Consider the following 19,307-nt stretch of genomic DNA (forward strand, 5'->3'; position numbering starts at 1 on the left):
GAGTACGTCCGCCGGGCGAGGGGCGGCGACCTCACTGGGACCGGGCGGGTCCGCCCCGACACGGCGCGGACCCTGGCGGCGGGGCGGCTCGGCGCTGCCGTGCTTCCCCGACTGCGGCGTACCGCGCGGCTATCCGCGGCGGCGGCGTACCCGTCCCGTCCGGGCCGCCTTGGCACGCTTGGCGGCGAAGCGCACGCCTCCGGGGCTCTCCCCGACCTCGACCCGCACCACGGTGGACCGGGGATCCACGACCCCCTCACCGACATGCAGGATGGAGGTCTCGACGGCACCCAGCTTGCTGAGGGCACTGGACGCGGCCTTCAGCTCCTCCTCGGCCGTGTCCCCCTTGAGCGCCAGCATCTCCCCGTAGGGGCGGAGCAGGGGGATGCCCCAGGTGGCCAGGCGGTCCAGCGGGGCGACCGCGCGGGCCGTCACCACATGGACGGGCGGGATCTTGCCCATGACCTCCTCGGCCCGACCGCGCACCACCGTGACATGGTCCAGGCCGAGCAGCTCCACGACCTCGGTCAGAAAGGTGGTGCGCCGCAGCAGTGGCTCCAGGAGCGTGATCTTCAGATCACCGCGGACGAGCGCGAGAGGGATGCCGGGCAGCCCGGCGCCCGAGCCCACGTCGCAGACCATGACGCCCTCGGGGACGACTTCGGAGAGCACCGCGCAGTTCAGCAGGTGCCGCTCCCACAGGCGGGGGACCTCGCGCGGCCCGATCAGGCCGCGCTGTACTCCCGCCTCGGCGAGCAGCTCCGCGTAGCGGACCGCGTCCGCGTAGCGATCGCCGAACACCTCACGTGCTTGCTCGGGCGCGGGGGGGAGCTCCGCTGCCTCCGTCACGGGGACCGTCCTTCCGTTGCGCACCGGCGCGCCGGGCGTTGATGCCAGAGCCACCAGAACTGTCGGGCTGAGAAAAATCCGGCCCCGCCTGCTCTACAGACGGGGCCGGTCGTGTGCGGGGACCGCGGTCAGGCGGGGAGTACGACGACGAAGCGCTGCGGCTCCTCGCCCTCGGACTCGCTGCGCAGGCCCGCGGCCTTGACCGCGTCGTGCACGACCTTGCGCTCGAACGGGGTCATCGGGTCGAGCCGCACGGCCTCGCCGGTGCTCTTCGCCTCGGCGGCGGCCTTGGCGCCCAGCTCGGAGAGCTCGGCGCGCTTCTGGGCCCGGTATCCGGCGATGTCGAGCATCAGCCGGCTGCGGTCCCCGGTCTCGCGGTGCACGGCCAGGCGCGTCAGCTCCTGCAGCGCCTCCAGCACCTCGCCCTCGCGGCCGACCAGCTTGTGCAGGTCGCGGCCACCGGAGTCGCTGATGATGGAGACGGAGGCGCGGTCGGCCTCGACGTCCATGTCGATGTCACCGTCGAGGTCGGCGATGTCGAGCAGACCCTCCAGGTAGTCCGCGGCGATCTCGCCCTCCTGCTCCAGGCGGGTCAGGGTGTCTGCGCCCTCGGCAGCGGCGGAGGTGGTGCCTTCCGTCACGGGATGGACTCCTTCTTACTTCTTCGACGGGGACTTGGGCCGCTGCGGGCCCTTGCGCTGCCCGGACTGGGCCTTGCTGCGGCCGCCGGCACCGGGCTTCTTGGCCCCGGCGGGCTTGGCGCCCTCCTGGGCGTCGTCCGGCTCGCCGGACTTGGTGAGCGAGGTCTTCGGCTCCGACTCGCCGGGCTTGGCGGACTGGCGCTGGGACTTGCTCTGCCGCTTGGGCTGCTGCCGCTTCGGGGTGCCCGCGGTGACGGTGGTGCCGTCCTCGGTCTCCACCACGGTGCTCGCGTCGCTCTTCACCACGGTGCCGTCGGCCTGGGCCGCGAAGCCCGCCTTGCTGAGACCGTTGATGAACTTGCGCTCGAACTCGTTGCGGTCCCGGCCCTTGGCGACGATGGCCTTCACGATCGCCTTCTCGCCGCGGCCGCGGGTCCTGCCGTGCTCGGTGACGTGCTTGTGCAGGCGCTCCAGGTAGGAGGCCTGGGCCTTGGAACCCGGGGTCGGGTTGTTGTGGATGACGTACATCTGCTGGCCCATGGTCCACACGTTGGTGGTCAGCCAGTAGACGAGGACACCGACGGGGAAGTTGACGCCGAAGACGGCGAACATGACCGGGAAGACGTACATCAGCAGCTTCTGCTGCTGCATGAACGGCGTCTTCACGGTGGTGTCGACGTTCTTCGTCATGAGCTGGCGCTGGGTGAAGAACTGCGACGCCGACATCATGATGATCATGATCGCGGTGACGACCCGGACATCGGTCAGCGAGGCGCTGAGCGCGGTGACGTCGGCCTCGCTGCTGAAGAACTTCGAGGCCAGCGGGGCGCCGAAGATGTGCGCCTTCTGCGCGCTCTCCAGCAGGGGCTGGTCGATCCGGCCGATGGTGTCGTTCGAGGCGATGCCGTTGAGCACGTGGTACAGCGCAAAGAAGAACGGGGACTGCGCCAGGATGGGAAGGCACGAGGAGAGCGGGTTGGTGCCCGTCTCCTTGTACAGCTTCATCATCTCTTCGGACTGACGCTGCTTGTCGTTCTTGTAGCGCTCCTGGATCTTCTTCATCTCCGGCTGGAGCGTCTGCATCGCCCGTGTGGCCTTGATCTGCTTCACGAAGAGCGGGATCAGGCAGATGCGGATCAGGATCACCAGGGACACGATGGACAGGCCCCAGGCCCAGCCGGTGTCAGGTCCGAAGATCGCCCCGTACACCGTGTGGAACTGGACGATGACCCAGGAGACGGGCCAGGTGATGAAACTGAAGAGACTGGCAATCGTGTCCACTAATCATGCTCCTTGGGCATGGGGCGAGGTCTCTGCGGCCGGGCTCGCCGGGTGTTCCCCGTCGGTGGCCGGTTCGGCGGCGGAGGGCCCGCCCCTGCGTGCGCGCCATGCGTCACGCAGCATTTCGTGCCACCGCGGCCGCTTGCGCGGCGGGACGTGGTCCACGCCGCCCAGCGACCACGGATTGCACCGCAGGATGCGCCAGGCGGTGAGTGCCGTGCCCTTGATGGCACCGTGCCGGTCGATGGCCGTGTAGCCGTAGTGGGAACACGACGGGTAGTACTTGCACACCGGCCCGAGCAGGGGACTGATCGTCCACTGGTACAGCTTGATCAGGGCCAGCAGCGGGTACTTCATCGTGCGCCCCCTCCCAGTAGCCGCTCCAGAGCGGCGTCCAGGTCTCGGGCCAGCAGTGTGTGGTCGGCGTCGCCCGCACCGGGCAGCGCTCGTACGACTACCAGGCTACCGGGGGGCAACCGGTCGACCCGGTCGCGCATCAGATGGCGAAGCCGACGCTTCACCGTGTTGCGCGTCACCGCTCCACCCACGGCTTTGCTCACGACGAAACCCGCACGTGTCGGGGGAGCGCTCTCCCCAGGCGCGTGCGGGTCCGTTGTACCGCTTCGTAGGTGGACGACGAGGGTCGGGCGGCCGGCCCGACGGCCCCGTCGTACCGCGGTCGCGAAGTCCTCGCGCCGCCTCAGCCGGTTCTCGGTGGGCAGCACGATGTCATGACCTGACCGGGATCAGGCGGACAGGCGGGCGCGACCCTTGCTGCGGCGGGACGCGAGGATCGCGCGGCCGGCACGGGTACGCATACGCAGCCGGAAGCCGTGGGTCTTCGCGCGACGACGGTTGTTCGGCTGGAAGGTGCGCTTGCTCACTCGGGGGCTCCAGAAAGAATCGTGGTTGGCGGGGTGCCGTCCTGGCTGTCACCGTGCGCCCACGAGTAGCTCGCGTTACGCCCGAGTGCACCGCTTTCCCGATCACCTTGGAACGCGATCTGTGCCCATCGGAGGCAGGCGGCAGCAGCCATCGACAACTCGACCTCGTTACGGTACGTGCGACTGCGCCATCGGGTCAAACCAGCGCTCGCCGGGAGACACTTGTCCACAGGCTGGGGACAACAACTTGAACCCTACCCGCCGCGCTGACTACCGTGACTGGACTCCGATTCGTTCCTTTCTCCCTGCACCACCCGAGCTTCACCCCGACCCGTCCCCGGATCACACCTTCGAGGGACCCATTGAGAGAGCGTGTTCCGTGGCCGACGTACCTGCCGATCTTGCCGCAGTGTGGCCACGCGTTCTGGAGCAGCTTCTGGGGGAGGGCCGCGGCCAGGGGGTGGAGTCCAAGGACGAGCACTGGATCAGGCGCTGCCAGCCGCTCGCGCTGGTGGCGGACACCGCCCTGCTCGCCGTGCCGAACGAGTTCGCGAAGAACGTGCTGGAGGGCCGGCTGGCCCCGGTGGTCAGCGAGACGCTGAGCCGGGAGTGCGGCCGCCCGATCCGCATCGCGATCACCGTCGACGAGTCCGCCGGGGAGTTCCCTGCCGCCCCCGCCCCGCCGGTGGGACCGGCGCGTCCCCAGCCGCAGCCCCGCTACGAGGAGCCCGAGCTCCCGGCGCCGGCCCGCGACGAGTACCGGGACGACTACGAGGGGTACGGCCGCCACCGCGGCGACCAGCTCCCCACGGCCCGGCCCGCCTATCCGCAGGAGTACCAGCGGCCGGAGCCCGGCTCCTGGCCCCGCCCGGGGCAGCAGGACGACTACGGCTGGCAGCAGCAGCGCCTCGGCTTCCCCGAGCGCGACCCGTACGCCTCGCCGTCCTCGCAGCAGGACCAGTACGGCGGACCGTCCCCGGACGCCTACGGCGGCGATCCGTACGCCCAGGAGTACGGGCCGCGGCACCAGGAGCGCCCCCCGTACGACGGGCCGCGCGACTACGACCGCGGTCGCGCCGACTACGACCAGCGCGGCCGGCGGGAGCCGCCCGAGCCGACGCCGCCCGGCGCGGGCCACGTGCACCGGGGCGGCCCGGTCGGCCCGGGTCCCGCCACCGGCGCCCCGGGGCCCCTGGCGGCGCAGCCCGCGCCGGCCACCGGCCCGGGTGAGCCGACCGCCCGGCTGAACCCGAAGTACCTCTTCGACACCTTCGTGATCGGCGCCTCCAACCGCTTCGCGCACGCCGCGGCGGTGGCCGTCGCCGAGGCGCCGGCCAAGGCGTACAACCCCCTGTTCATCTACGGGGAGTCGGGGCTCGGCAAGACGCACCTGCTGCACGCCATCGGGCACTACGCCCGCAGCCTCTACCCGGGCACACGGGTGCGCTACGTCAGCTCCGAGGAGTTCACCAACGAGTTCATCAACTCCATCCGCGACGGCAAGGGCGACAGCTTCCGCAAGCGCTACCGCGAGATGGACATCCTGCTCGTCGACGACATCCAGTTCCTGGCGGACAAGGAGTCGACCCAGGAGGAGTTCTTCCACACCTTCAACACGCTCCACAACGCGAACAAGCAGATCGTGCTCTCCAGCGACCGGCCGCCGAAGCAGCTGGTGACGCTGGAGGACCGGCTGCGCAACCGGTTCGAGTGGGGCCTGATCACGGACGTCCAGCCGCCGGAGCTGGAGACGCGCATCGCGATCCTGCGCAAGAAGGCGGTCCAGGAGCAGCTCAACGCCCCGCCGGAGGTGCTGGAGTTCATCGCCTCCCGGATCTCGCGCAACATCCGCGAGCTGGAGGGCGCGCTGATCCGGGTGACGGCGTTCGCCTCGCTCAACCGGCAGCCGGTGGACCTGGGGCTGACGGAGATCGTCCTGAAGGACCTGATCCCCGGCGGTGAGGACTCGACGCCGGAGATCACCTCGACGGCCATCATGAGCGCGACCGCCGACTACTTCGGGCTCACGGTCGAGGACCTGTGCGGCAGCTCGCGCGGCCGGCAGCTCGTGACGGCCCGGCAGATCGCCATGTACCTGTGCCGGGAGCTGACGGACCTGTCGCTGCCGAAGATCGGCGCGCTGTTCGGCGGCCGGGACCACACCACGGTCATGCACGCCGACCGCAAGATCCGCAACCTCATGGCGGAGCGGCGCTCCATCTACAACCAGGTGACCGAGCTGACCAACCGCATCAAGAACGGCTGACGCGCTCCGTCCACACGGTGTGGAGGCGCTCCCGGGAGATCCGGGAGCGCCTTCCGCGTGTCGGGGGCCGGGACCCGGCCGTTCCGCCGCCCCGGCGGTCCCGGGACACCCCGTCGCGCCGCCCCGGGGCCGCCGGGGCGAAGGACACCGGCGGGGACGCGCTGCTCGACCGGGATCCGGTGCACCACCCCGTCCCGTCACTCCGTGCCCGGGTGGCCCGGCCGTGCCCGGGGCCGCGCACTCCCGCTCCGGGCGGCGGAACCCGCGCCCCCGCGCCCCTCACGTCCGCGCGCCCCGTTCCGGCGGGCCCCGCACCCCCGGCCTGCGGGGCCCGCGGGGTGGTCCCGCGCCCCCGCGGCCCGCCCCGCACCCCGGTCGCCGCGCGGGGCGTCCGCCCGCCGCGCGCGGCTCCACCGCCCTTCCCGGGCCGCCTCCGGCGCCGCCGAGTCCCCCACACGGCCCCTCCGGAGGACGGCGTGAACCCGCTGACGACGACCGCCGGAGCCGCTCACGAAGCCCCCGCAGCGGTCCCGCGGCGATCCCCCGGTGCCCCCTGAGCAATGCCGCGGTGCCCTCACAACGCTCCTACGGCGCTCCCGCGGGACCGCTCACGACGCCCCCGCAGCCGGCCGGTGCCGCGGGCCCGTCCCACCCGCCGGTAACCACTGTTCGAATCGGGCCGAGGTTACGGCCGCTCTCCACAGATTCGGCGACTTTCTTCCGTCCACACCTTGGGGATCGCGAAGTTGTCCCGATCTTGTCCACAGGCCAGGCTGGTGAGGGACCATCAAGCCAGGTCACTGGCATGTGGATTCGTGGAAAAAAGATCTCCACAGGCTGTGGACAACGAAACGGGCCAGAACCTGGGCGTCAGGTTGTCCACGGGCAACCCACAGATCGAGGCCGGTTGTCCCCAGTGATCCCCAGCTTCTCCACATGGCTGTCCACTGTTCGGCAACCCGACGCGGCAGATCACCGCGTCGAGTGAAAGGCGTCACATCGAGCTGCCGGATTGGGCTGTGGGAAAGGTGGGTAAACCTGGGGACGCACCTGGGGAGAAGTAGCCGCTGCCTGTGCACGGTGTGTGCAGAACTTTCTGTTCTCCACAGAGACACCGAGTTGTCCACCGTCTTCGCCCACAGGGTCCGTGGACAAAATTTCCGCTCTGACCTGCGCAAACGCAGTTATCCACGGTATCCACAGGCCCTACTACTACTCCCAACCAGAGAGAGAGTGGAATCCGTTTCGAAGCGGGTCCTGTGCACAACTCGCCCTCCCGAGCCCGACCGCCCCTCGTCGCCGCTTGACCCCGAAGGGCACCTACTGTCAGTGGGGTGCGTCAGACTGGTCCCCGGTGTCCTGCCCCCGACAGGGGCCCACGACACCGGGTCAGACGACGAAGGCGAAGCAGGGCGAGAAGCGCCGGCAACAGCAGGAGGCGGCTTACGGTGAAGATCCGGGTGGAACGCGACGTACTCGCGGAGGCAGTGGCCTGGGCGGCACGCAGCCTCCCGGCCCGTCCGCCGGCTCCGGTCCTCGCGGGCCTGCTGCTGAAGGCGGAGGAAGGGCAGCTCAGCCTGTCCAGCTTCGACTACGAGGTCTCCGCGAGGGTGTCGGTCGACGCGGAGACGGAGGAGGAGGGCACCGTCCTGGTCTCCGGCCGCCTCCTCGCCGACATCTCCCGCGCCCTGCCCAACCGGCCGGTGGAGATCTCCACCGACGGCGTCCGGGCGACGGTGGTCTGCGGCTCCTCGCGGTTCACCCTCCACACCCTGCCCGTGGAGGAGTACCCGGCGCTCCCGCAGATGCCCAACGCCACCGGCACCGTGCCCGGAGAGGTGTTCTCCGCCGCCGTGCAGCAGGTGGCCATCGCCGCCGGGCGCGACGACACGCTGCCCGTCCTCACCGGTGTGCGCATCGAGATCGAGGGCGACACCGTGACGCTGGCCTCCACCGACCGCTACCGCTTCGCGGTCCGCGAGTTCCTGTGGAAGCCGGAGAACCCGGAGGCGTCCGCCGTCGCCCTGGTGCCCGCCAAGACGCTGCTGGACACCGCCAAGGCCCTGACCAGCGGCGACCAGGTGATCCTGGCGCTGTCCGGCTCGGGCGCGGGCGAGGGTCTGATCGGTTTCGAGGGCGCCGGCCGCCGCACCACGACCCGGCTGCTGGAGGGCGACCTCCCGAAGTACAAGACGCTGTTCCCGACCGAGTTCAACAGCGTCGCCGTGATCGAGACCGCCCCCTTCGTCGAGGCCGTCAAGCGCGTGGCCCTGGTCGCCGAGCGCAACACCCCGGTGCGGCTGAGCTTCGAGCAGGGCGTGCTCATCCTGGAGGCCGGCTCCAGCGACGACGCACAGGCCGTGGAGCGGGTCGACGCGCAGCTGGAGGGCGACGACATCTCGATCGCCTTCAACCCGACGTTCCTGCTGGACGGGCTGAGCGCCATCGACTCCCCCGTGGCCCAGCTCTCCTTCACGACCTCCACCAAGCCGGCGCTGCTCAGCGGCAGGCCCGCGCTGGACGCCGAGTCGGACGACGCGTACAAGTACCTGATCATGCCGGTGCGGCTGAGCGGCTGAGCCCGCCGCGGCACCGCGGGACCGCCGTCGGTTGTCCACAAGCTGAGGATAAAGGCGCAGGTGGGGGCGTACGACTGAGCGCGTATGCCCACAACTGTGCATGGGCGCACGGGTCTAGGCTCGGACGCGGGTACGAAAGTGCCGCGGCGCGCACCCCACAGGGTGGGCGCCGCCACGTGACCTCGCAGACCTAAGGAACACAACTGATGGAGCTCGGTCTCGTCGGACTCGGCAAGATGGGCGGCAACATGCGCGAGCGGATCCGCCGCGCCGGCCACACCGTCATCGGGTACGACCGCAACCCCGACCTCGCCGACGTCCACAGCCTGGAAGAACTGGTGGACAGGCTGGAGGGGCCGCGGGCGGTCTGGGTGATGGTCCCGGCCGGCGAGCCCACCCAGGCGACCGTCGACCGCCTCGCCGAACTGCTGGAGCCCGGTGACGTCGTCGTCGACGGCGGCAACTCCCGCTGGACCGACGACGAGCGGCACGCCGAGCAGCTCGCGGCCAGGGGCATCGGCTTCGTCGACTGCGGAGTCTCCGGCGGTGTGTGGGGCCTGGAGAACGGCTACGCGCTGATGTACGGCGGGGCCGCGGAGGACGTCGCCAAGGTGCGGCCGGTCTTCGACGCGCTCAAGCCGGAGGGCGAATTCGGCGCGGTGCACGCCGGGAAGGTCGGCGCGGGCCACTTCGCCAAGATGGTCCACAACGGCATCGAGTACGCCATGATGCAGGCCTACGCCGAGGGCTGGGAGCTGCTGGAGAAGGTCGACTCCGTGGACAACGTCCGCGAGGTCTTCCGCTCCTGGCAGGAGGGCACGGTCATCCGCTCCTGGCTGCTCGACCTCGCCGTGAACGCCCTCGACGNGGACNNGCACCTGGNGNGNCTGCGCGGNNACGCCGAGGACTCCGGCGAGGGGCGCTGGACGGTGGAGGCCGCCATCGACCACGCGGTGCCGCTGCCGGCGATCACCGCGTCGCTGTTCGCGCGGTTCGCGTCCCGGCAGGACGACTCGCCGCAGATGAAGATGATCGCCGCGCTGCGCAACCAGTTCGGCGGCCACGCGGTGGAAAAGAAGTAGGCACAACCCGAACGTTGGGAGGTCGGCGAACGACCATGCACGTCACGCATCTGTCGCTGGCCGACTTCCGTTCGTACGCCCGGGCCGAGGTGGAGCTGGACCCGGGCGTCACCGCCTTCGTCGGCCCCAACGGCCAGGGCAAGACCAACCTCGTCGAGGCCGTCGGCTACCTCGCCACCCTCGGCAGCCACCGGGTCTCCTCCGACGCGCCCCTGGTCCGCCTGGGCGCCGACCGCGCCGTGATCCGCGCGCGGGTCCGGCAGGGCGAGCGCGAGCAGCTCGTCGAGCTGGAGCTGAACCCGGGCCGTGCCAACCGGGCCCGGATCAACCGGTCCTCGCAGGTCAGGCCGCGCGACGTCCTGGGCATCGTGCGCACCGTGCTGTTCGCGCCCGAGGACCTCGCGCTGATCAAGGGCGACCCCGGGGAGCGCCGCCGCTTCCTCGACGAGCTGATCACCGCCCACTCCCCGCGGATGGCCGGGGTGCGCTCCGACTACGACCGGGTGCTCAAGCAGCGCAACACCCTGCTGAAGTCGGCGGCGCTGGCCCGTCGGCACGGCGGCCGGACGATGGACCTTTCCACCCTGGACGTCTGGGACCAGCACCTGGCGCGGGCCGGTGCCGAGCTGCTCGCCCGCCGCCTGGAGCTGATCGCCGCGCTCCAGCCGCTGGCCGACAAGGCGTACGAGCAGCTCGCCCCCGGCGGCGGCCCGGTCACCCTGGAGTACCGGCCCTCGGCGCCCGGTGACGCGCACACCCGTGAGGACCTCTACGAGCAGATGTCGGCCGCGCTCGGCGAGGCGCGCAAGCAGGAGATCGAGCGGGGCGTGACCCTGGTCGGTCCGCACCGCGACGACCTGCTGCTGCGGCTCGGCCGGATGCCCGCCAAGGGCTACGCCTCGCACGGCGAGTCCTGGTCGTACGCGCTGGCGCTGCGGCTGGCCTCGTACGAGCTGCTGCGGGCGGAGGGCAATGAGCCGGTCCTGGTGCTCGACGACGTCTTCGCGGAGCTGGACGCCCGCCGCCGTGCGCGGCTGGCGGAGCTGGTGGCCCCCGGCGAGCAGGTGCTGGTCACCGCGGCGGTCGACGACGACGTGCCGGAGGCGCTGGCCGGGGCGCGGTACGCGGTGGCGGAGGGAACGGTGGAGCGGGTATGAGCGGCGACGGGACGGGCCCCGCGGGGCGGACGGCCGGGAGGGCCGCCCCGGGCACCCGCCCGGCGGCCGGCGGCGAACGGCCCGGCGGCCTCCCCGACGGCGCCGCTGGGACCCACGCGAACGCTCCGGCGCACTCCGGTGTGGATCTCGCGCGGGTGGCGCTGCGGGCGGCGCGCGAGGCGGCCCGCGCGCGGGGCGACGCGGCGCAGCAGCGCACCGCCCGGCGCGGGGGCCTGCGCTCCGGCGCGCGCGCCGACGGACGCGATCCCATGGCGCTGGGACCGGCGATCAACCGGCTGATCACGGAGCGCGGCTGGGAGACCCCGGCCGCCGTGGGCGGGGTGATGGGCCGCTGGCCGCAGATCGTGGGCGAGGACGTGGCCAAGCACTGCGTGCCCGAACGGTACGACGAGGACGAGCGGGTGCTGCTGGTGCGGTGCGACTCGACGGCCTGGGCGACCAATCTGCGGTTGCTGGCGCCGACGCTGGTCGCGCGGCTCAACGAGGACCTGGGGCACGGGGCGGTGCGGGTGATCAAGGTGCAGGGTCCCGGGGGGCGCTCCCGCAACTACGGCCCCCTGCGCGCGCCGGGGAGCACGGGGCCGGGCGACACCTACGGCTGAGGCTTCCTCCCCCGGCTGAGGCCGCCCGCCCTTCGGCCCGCCCCGGCCCCCGGCAGCCGGAGCCGCGCAGCCGGGCCGTGCGCCGGTGCCCCCCGCCGTCCGGCCCGGAGCGTTCCGGCCCGGAGCGTTTCGGCCCCGCCGCCCGGACGCGGCGACCCCGACCCCACCGCGACCCGATCCGGAGCCCCCGTCTCCGTGTCCCGGCCCCGGCGACCCCGACCCCACCCCTGACCCCTGGCGCCCCGCCCTGTCCCCTGGCGCCCCGGCGGCTCGGCACCCGACCCGCCGGGGCGCTCCCCCTGCGCACAACCCCCACACACCCCGCGACCTGCCCCCTGGCCGTGAGCCCGCCCCCGGAGCGCCCCCACGTGTCCGCCGGGCCCCGCGACGCCGTGCCGGGAGTCCCGCGGCCCTCCTTCCCGGCGTGACATGCATCACGTGGACCAGCGCGGATGCGGCCCCCGGAGCCCCCGCGCGGCCCCCGCCGACGCCCCGCGCGACCGGGCGGACCGGCGGTCGGCTCCCCGGTAGCCAAGGGTTGACGCCCCGAAGCGCTGGGTGGCGGTGTGAGCCTCTTGGGGACCCCATCCATATATCGGGAGTCGGACAAGGCCGGTTCAGGGCGGCACATGCGGACTCAGGTACCGGCAAACCCTTATCAGTGTCAGTGCTACCGGTAGAATGAAAGCGAATCCCGCCCCGAACGTGGGGACCGTCCGGGACAAGCTGAGCAACGCTGATCAAGGCTTACCAACGCAACATGCCGCAGCCGCTCCGGCAACCCTCCCCCAGGGGGCACCCCGAGGAGCCCGGCTCGTGCTGTGCCAGAAAGGGCGCTTCGTGGCCGATTCCGGCAACCCCAACGAGAACAACCCGTCCACCGACACCGGCGTGAACGATCCGGTGAGCAGCGACGGCGACGCGGCATCCGCGTCGTACGACGCGAGTGCCATCACCGTTCTTGAGGGTCTGGACGCGGTCCGCAAGCGACCCGGCATGTACATCGGTTCGACCGGTGAGCGGGGCCTGCACCACCTGGTGCAGGAGGTCGTGGACAACTCCGTGGACGAGGCCCTGGCCGGTCACGCGGACACCATCGACGTCACCATCCTCGCCGACGGCGGCGTCCGGGTCGTGGACAACGGCCGCGGCATCCCCGTCGACATGCACCCGGTGGAGAAGAAGCCGGCCGTCGAGGTCGTGCTGACGGTGCTGCACGCGGGCGGCAAGTTCGGGGGCGGCGGCTACGCGGTCTCCGGCGGTCTGCACGGCGTGGGCGTCTCCGTGGTGAACGCGCTGTCGACCCGGATCTCCGTGGAGATCAAGCGGGACGGCTACCGCTGGACCCAGGACTTCAAGACGGGTGTCCCCACGGCGCCCCTCGCCCAGCACGAGCGGGTCGAGGACTCCGGGACGACGGTCACCTTCTGGGCCGACCCGGACATCTTCGAGACCACGGAGTACTCCTTCGAGACGCTGGCGCGGCGCTTCCAGGAGATGGCCTTCCTCAACAAGGGCCTCACGATCAGGCTCACCGACGAGCGCGAGTCGGCGAAGGCCGTCACGGGCGCGGACGAGGCCGGCACGGACGCCAGGGACGAGGTCAAGTCCGTCACGTACTACTACGAGGGCGGCATCGTCGACTTCGTGAAGTACCTGAACTCGCGCAAGGGCGAGCTGGTGCACCCCTCGGTGATCGACATCGAGGCCGAGGACAGGGAACGCCTCCTGTCCGTCGAGGTCGCGATGCAGTGGAACAACGGCTACAGCGAGGGCGTGTACTCCTTCGCCAACACCATCCACACGCACGAGGGCGGCACGCACGAGGAGGGCTTCCGCTCGGCGCTGACGAACCTCGTCAACAAGTACGCGCGCGAGAAGAAGCTGCTGCGGGAGAAGGACGACAACCTCACGGGCGACGACATCCGCGAGGGCCTGACGGCGATCATCTCGGTGAAGCTGGGCGAGCCCCAGTTCGAGGGCCAGACCAAGACCAAGCTGGGCAACACCGAGGCGAAGACCTTCGTCCAGAAGGTCGTCTACGAGCACCTCAACGACTGGCTGGACCGCAACCCCAACGAGGCCGCGGACATCGTCCGCAAGGGCATCGCGGCGGCCACCGCGCGGGTGGCGGCCCGCAAGGCGCGCGACCTGACCCGCCGCAAGGGCCTGCTGGAGTCGGCGTCGCTGCCGGGCAAGCTGTCCGACTGCCAGTCGAACGACCCCACCAAGTGCGAGATCTTCATCGTCGAGGGCGACTCCGCCGGCGGCTCGGCCAAGTCCGGCCGGAACCCGCAGTACCAGGCGATCCTCCCGATCCGCGGCAAGATCCTCAACGTGGAGAAGGCGCGCATCGACCGGATCCTGCAGAACCAGGAGATCCAGGCGATGATCTCCGCGTTCGGCACGGGCGTGCACGAGGACTTCGACATCGAGAAGCTCCGCTATCACAAGATCATCCTGATGGCGGACGCCGACGTCGACGGCCAGCACATCAACACCCTGCTGCTGACCTTCCTCTTCCGCTTCATGCGGCCGCTGGTCGAGGCCGGTCACGTGTACCTCTCCCGCCCGCCGCTGTACAAGATCAAGTGGGGCCGGGACGACTTCGAGTACGCGTACTCCGACCGGGAGCGCGACGCGCTGATCGAGCTGGGCCGCGGCGCCGGCAAGCGGATCCGCGAGGACTCCGTGCAGCGCTTCAAGGGCCTCGGCGAGATGAACGCCGAGGAGCTGCGCGTCACCACCATGGACCAGGAGCACCGCGTCCTCGGGCAGGTCACCCTCGACGACGCCGCCCAGGCCGACGACCTGTTCTCGGTGCTGATGGGCGAGGACGTCGAGGCGCGGCGCCTGTTCATCCAGCGCAACGCCAAGGACGTCCGCTTCCTCGACATCTGAGTCGGTCCGAGCTGACCGCACCAGGAAGGATCTTCACCAGCAATGACCGACGAGAACACTCCCGTGACGACCCCCGAGGGCGACGCACTGGCCATGCGCGTCGAGCCCGTCGGGCTCGAGACGGAGATGCAGCGCTCCTATCTCGACTACGCGATGTCCGTCATCGTCTCGCGTGCGCTGCCCGACGTCCGTGACGGCCTCAAGCCCGTCCACCGCCGTGTGCTGTACGCCATGTACGACGGCGGCTACCGGCCCGAGCGCGGCTTCTACAAGTGCGCCCGTGTCGTCGGCGACGTCATGGGCAACTACCACCCGCACGGCGACTCCTCGATCTACGACGCGCTGGTCCGGCTGGCCCAGCCGTGGTCGATGCGGATGCCGCTCGTCGACTCCAACGGCAACTTCGGTTCCCCGGGCAACGACCCGGCCGCCGCCATGCGGTACACCGAGTGCAAGATGGCGCCGCTGTCGATGGAGATGGTCCGCGACATCGACGAGGAGACCGTCGACTTCACGGACAACTACGACGGCCGCTCCCAGGAGCCGACCGTCCTGCCCGCCCGCTTCCCCAACCTGCTGATCAACGGCTCGGCCGGGATCGCGGTCGGCATGGCGACCAACATCCCGCCGCACAACCTGCGCGAGGTCGCCGCCGGTGCCCAGTGGTACCTGGAGAACTACGAGGCGAGCCCCGACGAGCTGCTGGACGCGCTGATCGAGCGGATCAAGGGCCCCGACTTCCCGACCGGCGCCCTGGTGGTGGGCCGCAAGGGCATCGAGGAGGCGTACCGGACCGGCCGCGGGTCGATCACCATGCGGGCGGTCGTCGAGGTCGAGGAGATCCAGAACCGCCAGTGCCTGGTGGTCACGGAGCTGCCCTACCAGACCAACCCCGACAACCTCGCGCAGAAGATCGCCGACCTGGTCAAGGACGGGAAGGTCGGCGGCATCGCGGACGTCCGCGACGAGACCTCCTCGCGCACCGGCCAGCGCCTGGTCATCGTGCTGAAGCGGGACGCGGTCGCCAAGGTCGTGCTGAACAACCTGTACAAGCACACCGATCTGCAGAGCAACTTCGGCGCCAACATGCTGGCCCTGGTCGACGGAGTGCCGCGGACCCTGTCGCTGGACGCGTTCATCCGGCACTGGGTGAACCACCAGATCGAGGTCATCGTCCGGCGGACCCGCTTCCGGCTGCGCAAGGCCGAGGAGCGCGCCCACATCCTGCGCGGCCTGCTCAAGGCCCTGGACGCCATCGACGAGGTCATCGCCCTCATCCGGCGCAGCGACACCGTCGAGATCGCGCGCGGCGGCCTGATGGACCTGCTGACGATCGACGAGATCCAGGCCAACGCGATCCTGGAGATGCAGCTCCGCCGGCTGGCCGCCCTGGAGCGGCAGAAGATCGTCCAGGAGCACGACGAACTCCAGGCGAAGATCAACGAGTACAACGAGATCCTGGCCTCGCCGGTGCGCCAGCGGGGGATCGTCAGCGAGGAACTGGCGGCGCTCGTCGAGAAGTACGGCGACGACCGCAAGACCAAGCTGATCCCCTACGAGGGCGACATGTCCATCGAGGACCTGATCGCCGAGGAGGACATCGTCGTCACGGTCACCCGGGGCGGCTACATCAAGCGCACCAAGACCGACGACTACCGGGCGCAGAAGCGGGGCGGGAAGGGGGTGCGCGGCGCGAAGCTGAAGGAGGACGACATCGTCAACCACTTCTTCGTGTCCACCACGCACCACTGGCTGCTGTTCTTCACCAACAAGGGCCGGGTCTACCGGGCCAAGGCCTACGAGCTGCCGGACGCCGGCCGGGACGCGCGCGGCCAGCACGTGGCGAACCTGCTGGCCTTCCAGCCGGACGAGTCCATCGCGGAGATCCTCGCGATCCGCGACTACGAGGCGGTGCCCTATCTGGTCCTGGCGACCAAGGCGGGCCTGGTGAAGAAGACGCCGCTGAAGGACTACGACTCCCCGCGCTCGGGCGGCGTCATCGCCATCAACCTCCGGCACAAGGACGACGGCACCGACGACGAACTGATCGGCGCCGAGCTGGTGTCGGCCGACGACGACCTCCTGCTGATCAGCAAGAAGGCGCAGTCGATCAGGTTCACCGCCACGGACGACACATTGCGTCCCATGGGCCGCGCCACATCGGGCGTAAAGGGCATGAGTTTCCGCGAAGGGGACGAGCTGCTCTCGATGAATGTTGTTCGACCCGGTACGTTCGTGTTCACTGCCACTGACGGCGGGTACGCGAAGCGGACCCCTGTCGACGAGTACCGTGTTCAGGGCCGTGGCGGCCTGGGTATCAAGGCTGCCAAAATCGTCGAGGACCGCGGCACACTCGTGGGCGCGCTGGTGGTCGAGGAGACCGACGAGATCCTCGCCATCACGCTCTCGGGCGGTGTGATTCGCACGCGAGTCAGCGGAGTCAGGGAGACCGGCCGTGACACCATGGGCGTCCAACTGATCAACCTGGGCAAGCGCGATGCCGTCGTCGGCATCGCACGCAACGCCGAGGCGGGGCAGGAGGCGGAGGAGATCGACGGCGACGAGACCGTCGACGAGACCGCCGAGGGTGCCGTGACCACCGGCACGGACGAGGGTGAGGCGCCCCCGGCCGAGTAGTACGAGGAGAGAGTCATCGTGAGCGGAGCCACGGGCGCCGGATCTGCCGGTACCTCCAGGGGTACGGAGACGAACGGCGGCGGCCGTGGCTCCGTCGCGCGTGCGACCGATTCGCACACGACGCAGCTCCGCAGGATCGACGACGGCGCGACCGGTTCGCGTACGCCCGACACTCATGGGATCTCCCAGGGGGGAACTGTGACGGACACCCGAGGCCAGCAGATCCAGCAGTCGGCCTCGCCGCTGCCGGGAGAACGGCAGCCCCAGCCGCACGGCGGGCCCTACCACCCGCCGCAGGCGTACCAGACGCCGGGCGCCGGGGCGGGGGGCCCCGCACCCGACGCCGTGCGCCGGCCGCGCACCGGCGCGCGCACCACTCCCCGCGTCCGCAAGGCGCGGCTGCGGGTGGCCAAGGCCGACCCGTGGTCGGTGATGAAGGTCAGCTTCCTGCTCTCCATCGCCCTGGGCATCTGCACGATCGTCGCGTCCGCCGTGCTGTGGATGGTCATGGACGCCATGGGCGTCTTCTCGTCGGTCGGCGGCACGATCTCCGAGGCCACCGGCTCCAACGAGTCCAACGGCTTCGACCTGCAGTCGTTCCTGTCGCTGCCCAACGTGCTGATGTTCACGACCATCATCGCGGTCATCGACGTGGTCCTCGCGACGGCGCTGGCGACGCTCGGGGCGTTCATCTACAACCTGTCGGCGGGCTTCGTCGGCGGTGTCGAGCTGACGCTCGCCGAGGACGAGTGAGCGGCGCTCCCCGCTCCCGCGACAACCGATTTTGGGACTGCCCGCCTCGTGCGCTAATCTTCAGGAGTCAGCGCGCGGGACATGTACCGCAGAGCGCGGCGGGGCTATAGCTCAGTTGGTTAGAGCGCATCCCTGATAAGGATGAGGCCACAGGTTCAAATCCTGTTAGCCCCACCAGCGAAGAAGAAGCCCCGGCCTTCATGGTCGGGGCTTCTTGCCGTGTGTCCGGGAGTCTTCCGGCGCACCGCGCGGGTGCCGGCCCGTGCGGCGCCGCCCCGCCGGTGCGGGCCCGTGGACGGGCGGTGCGGAGCCGTGGCCGTGGGGCGCTGAGCCGCCGACCGGGAGGCCCTGACAGGCCCGGGGACCGGGGGAGGGGCCCGTCGTCCCGGATGCCGTCCCCGGGGCGGGCGGTGCGGGTGAACAGGGGCCCGGAGAAGGCGCGTTGGCCCGTCCGCGGGGCCGCCGGCGGTGCCTCGACCGGGTGGTGCCCCGGCCGGCCGCCCGGTGCCCGTGGCGCGCGCCGGGCGGGAGGTCGCACGGGGCGTGCCGTCGGCGGGTACGGCGGGCATGGCTGTGGCCCGGGGCTCTGGGGGAGCCGCCGGGCCGGTCGCGTGCGGTGATGTACGCAATCGCCGTTACGTCGGGAGGGTCACGGGGCCGCGGGGGCCGGGGCCCGGAGGGGCCGGGAGCGCGGGGCGCTCAGCGTTGCAGCGGGATGGTGTGCCGGTCGGGAGCGGCGGCGGTGGCGCTGTCGGTGGCGGTGGTCCCGGTGGCGCAGCGGAGGTCCGCGGTCCGGTCGGCCGTCGCGGTGTCGGCGGCCGGGTGGTGCCGGCAGCGGGGGGCCTTGCCGTGCGCTTCGGCGCGGATGCGCTGCTTCATCGTGGGCGGCAGCGATCCGGTCTGATGGGACCAGGACCAGGGAGCGGCCTCCGGCGCCGCGGGGCGGGCGGCGTTCCGGCCGCCCCTCTCGCTGTCGCCGCGTGCTCCGGTCTGCGGCGCGGCGGCCGCGGCGGTCGTGGTGATGAGTCCGAGCGCTGTGCACAGCGCGAGGAAGGCGGTGACGATGGCGGTCCACAGCGTCATGACCTTGTTCCTGGCCATGGCCCCTCACTTTCGGGTCGGGCTATTTGCGTACTTTCCTCATGATGTGTACGGGGCCCGCGATGTGGTGGACCGACGCCCGTGGCGCGTCGATCTTCAGATGAACACCACTCGGATGGAGGCACGGGGGAGGAAAAACCGCCCGGGCGGGAGGAGCGCGGGCGAAGCCACCGTCCGTGGAGACGCCGTCACCCTCCGGGCGGAGTGGCCGGAACCGGCTCCCACCGGGCCCGGCGGAGGGTCCGCCCCCGGTCGACGCAGGTCACCGAACGGTATCGGCCGGTGTGTATAGTCGGGCGCCAGAGGTCCCCTACGTCAACGAAGGACGAGGTCGCGCGGTGAAGAAGCTTCTCCTGGTCGCACTGGCCGCCATCGGCGGGCTCCTCGTGTACCGCCAGATTCAGGCGGATCGCGCCGAGCAGGACCTGTGGACGGAGGCCACCGACTCCGTGCCCACGGGCTCCTGAGTACGACCGACGAACGGTCCTGCGACCGCCCGCCGGTCCCGAGACCACCCAACGGTTCCGAACAGACCCCGGCCGTCTTCGCGGTC

16 protein-coding genes and 1 tRNA gene are annotated in these 19,307 nt (G+C 70.9%); 10 read left to right on the top strand and 7 right to left on the bottom strand.

Annotation, left to right across the window (positions count from 1 at the left end):
* Nucleotides 1-129 precede the first annotated feature (129 nt).
* The 6 genes from rsmG to rpmH form a co-directional block, all read right to left on the bottom strand.
* The gene (gene rsmG, locus GTY84_RS27525) at nucleotides 130-849 is read right to left on the bottom strand and encodes a 16S rRNA (guanine(527)-N(7))-methyltransferase RsmG (RefSeq protein ID WP_161229104.1); all 720 of its coding nucleotides are present in this window, start codon (nucleotides 847-849) and stop codon (nucleotides 130-132) included.
* Between the two features lie 128 nt (nucleotides 850-977).
* Complete coding sequence (locus GTY84_RS27530) at nucleotides 978-1,490, bottom strand: R3H domain-containing nucleic acid-binding protein (protein ID WP_161229105.1); 513 nt, start codon at nucleotides 1,488-1,490, stop codon at nucleotides 978-980.
* Nucleotides 1,491-1,505: 15 nt separating this feature from the next.
* Nucleotides 1,506-2,771: a membrane protein insertase YidC gene (yidC, locus tag GTY84_RS27535; RefSeq protein ID WP_161229106.1), complete on the bottom strand. Its 1,266-nt coding sequence runs from the start codon at nucleotides 2,769-2,771 to the stop codon at nucleotides 1,506-1,508.
* 3 nt (nucleotides 2,772-2,774) lie between these two features.
* Nucleotides 2,775-3,128: a membrane protein insertion efficiency factor YidD gene (yidD, locus tag GTY84_RS27540; RefSeq protein WP_161229107.1), complete on the bottom strand. Its 354-nt coding sequence runs from the start codon at nucleotides 3,126-3,128 to the stop codon at nucleotides 2,775-2,777.
* Nucleotides 3,125-3,496, bottom strand: coding sequence for a ribonuclease P protein component (gene rnpA, locus GTY84_RS27545; protein WP_161229108.1), 372 nt, complete (start codon nucleotides 3,494-3,496; stop codon nucleotides 3,125-3,127). Before rnpA ends, yidD begins: the two co-directional genes overlap by 4 nt.
* A gap of 21 nt (nucleotides 3,497-3,517) precedes the next feature.
* Nucleotides 3,518-3,655, bottom strand: coding sequence for a 50S ribosomal protein L34 (gene rpmH, locus GTY84_RS27550; protein ID WP_003956500.1), 138 nt, complete (start codon nucleotides 3,653-3,655; stop codon nucleotides 3,518-3,520).
* Nucleotides 3,656-4,034: 379 nt separating this feature from the next.
* Here rpmH and dnaA point away from each other — a divergent pair, with 379 nt between their 5' ends.
* The 9 genes from dnaA (at nucleotide 4,035) to GTY84_RS27595 (ending at nucleotide 17,830) form a co-directional block, all read left to right on the top strand.
* Nucleotides 4,035-5,921, top strand: coding sequence for a chromosomal replication initiator protein DnaA (gene dnaA / locus GTY84_RS27555; protein WP_161229109.1), 1,887 nt, complete (start codon nucleotides 4,035-4,037; stop codon nucleotides 5,919-5,921).
* Between the two features lie 1,448 nt (nucleotides 5,922-7,369).
* Nucleotides 7,370-8,500 carry a DNA polymerase III subunit beta gene (gene dnaN, locus GTY84_RS27560; protein ID WP_161229110.1) on the top strand — a complete coding sequence of 377 codons (1,131 nt, stop codon included), beginning with the start codon at nucleotides 7,370-7,372 and terminating at the stop codon, nucleotides 8,498-8,500.
* A 206-nt stretch (nucleotides 8,501-8,706) separates the two neighbouring features.
* Nucleotides 8,707-9,582 carry a phosphogluconate dehydrogenase (NAD(+)-dependent, decarboxylating) gene (gene gnd / locus GTY84_RS27565; protein WP_161229111.1) on the top strand — a complete coding sequence of 292 codons (876 nt, stop codon included), beginning with the start codon at nucleotides 8,707-8,709 and terminating at the stop codon, nucleotides 9,580-9,582.
* A 35-nt stretch (nucleotides 9,583-9,617) separates the two neighbouring features.
* The gene (gene recF / locus GTY84_RS27570) at nucleotides 9,618-10,739 is read left to right on the top strand and encodes a DNA replication/repair protein RecF (RefSeq protein ID WP_161229112.1); all 1,122 of its coding nucleotides are present in this window, start codon (nucleotides 9,618-9,620) and stop codon (nucleotides 10,737-10,739) included.
* Entirely contained in the window at nucleotides 10,736-11,362 is a 627-nt protein-coding gene (locus GTY84_RS27575) for a DUF721 domain-containing protein (RefSeq protein WP_202551871.1), read from the top strand. Before recF ends, GTY84_RS27575 begins: the two co-directional genes overlap by 4 nt.
* Before the next feature lie 840 nt (nucleotides 11,363-12,202).
* Nucleotides 12,203-14,263, top strand: a complete 2,061-nt coding sequence (gene gyrB / locus GTY84_RS27580) for a DNA topoisomerase (ATP-hydrolyzing) subunit B (protein ID WP_265292260.1) — start codon at nucleotides 12,203-12,205, stop codon at nucleotides 14,261-14,263.
* Between the two features lie 42 nt (nucleotides 14,264-14,305).
* Nucleotides 14,306-16,900 carry a DNA gyrase subunit A gene (gene gyrA, locus GTY84_RS27585; RefSeq protein ID WP_161229114.1) on the top strand — a complete coding sequence of 865 codons (2,595 nt, stop codon included), beginning with the start codon at nucleotides 14,306-14,308 and terminating at the stop codon, nucleotides 16,898-16,900.
* Between the two features lie 18 nt (nucleotides 16,901-16,918).
* On the top strand, nucleotides 16,919-17,653 hold the full coding sequence (locus GTY84_RS27590; RefSeq protein ID WP_161229115.1) for a DUF3566 domain-containing protein: 735 nt from the start codon (nucleotides 16,919-16,921) through the stop codon (nucleotides 17,651-17,653).
* A 100-nt stretch (nucleotides 17,654-17,753) separates the two neighbouring features.
* A tRNA-Ile gene (locus tag GTY84_RS27595) sits at nucleotides 17,754-17,830 on the top strand.
* A gap of 522 nt (nucleotides 17,831-18,352) precedes the next feature.
* Here GTY84_RS27595 and GTY84_RS27600 read toward each other — a convergent pair.
* Nucleotides 18,353-18,754: a DUF6344 domain-containing protein gene (locus GTY84_RS27600; protein ID WP_161229116.1), complete on the bottom strand. Its 402-nt coding sequence runs from the start codon at nucleotides 18,752-18,754 to the stop codon at nucleotides 18,353-18,355.
* 338 nt (nucleotides 18,755-19,092) lie between these two features.
* Here GTY84_RS27600 and GTY84_RS34225 point away from each other — a divergent pair, with 338 nt between their 5' ends.
* Nucleotides 19,093-19,221: a DLW-39 family protein gene (locus GTY84_RS34225; RefSeq protein WP_003999697.1), complete on the top strand. Its 129-nt coding sequence runs from the start codon at nucleotides 19,093-19,095 to the stop codon at nucleotides 19,219-19,221.
* The last annotated feature ends 86 nt before the right edge of the window (nucleotides 19,222-19,307 follow it).

Origin of the sequence: Streptomyces sp. SID8352 (genome assembly GCF_009862265.1) — a bacterium.
GTDB lineage: Bacteria > Actinomycetota > Actinomycetes > Streptomycetales > Streptomycetaceae > Streptomyces.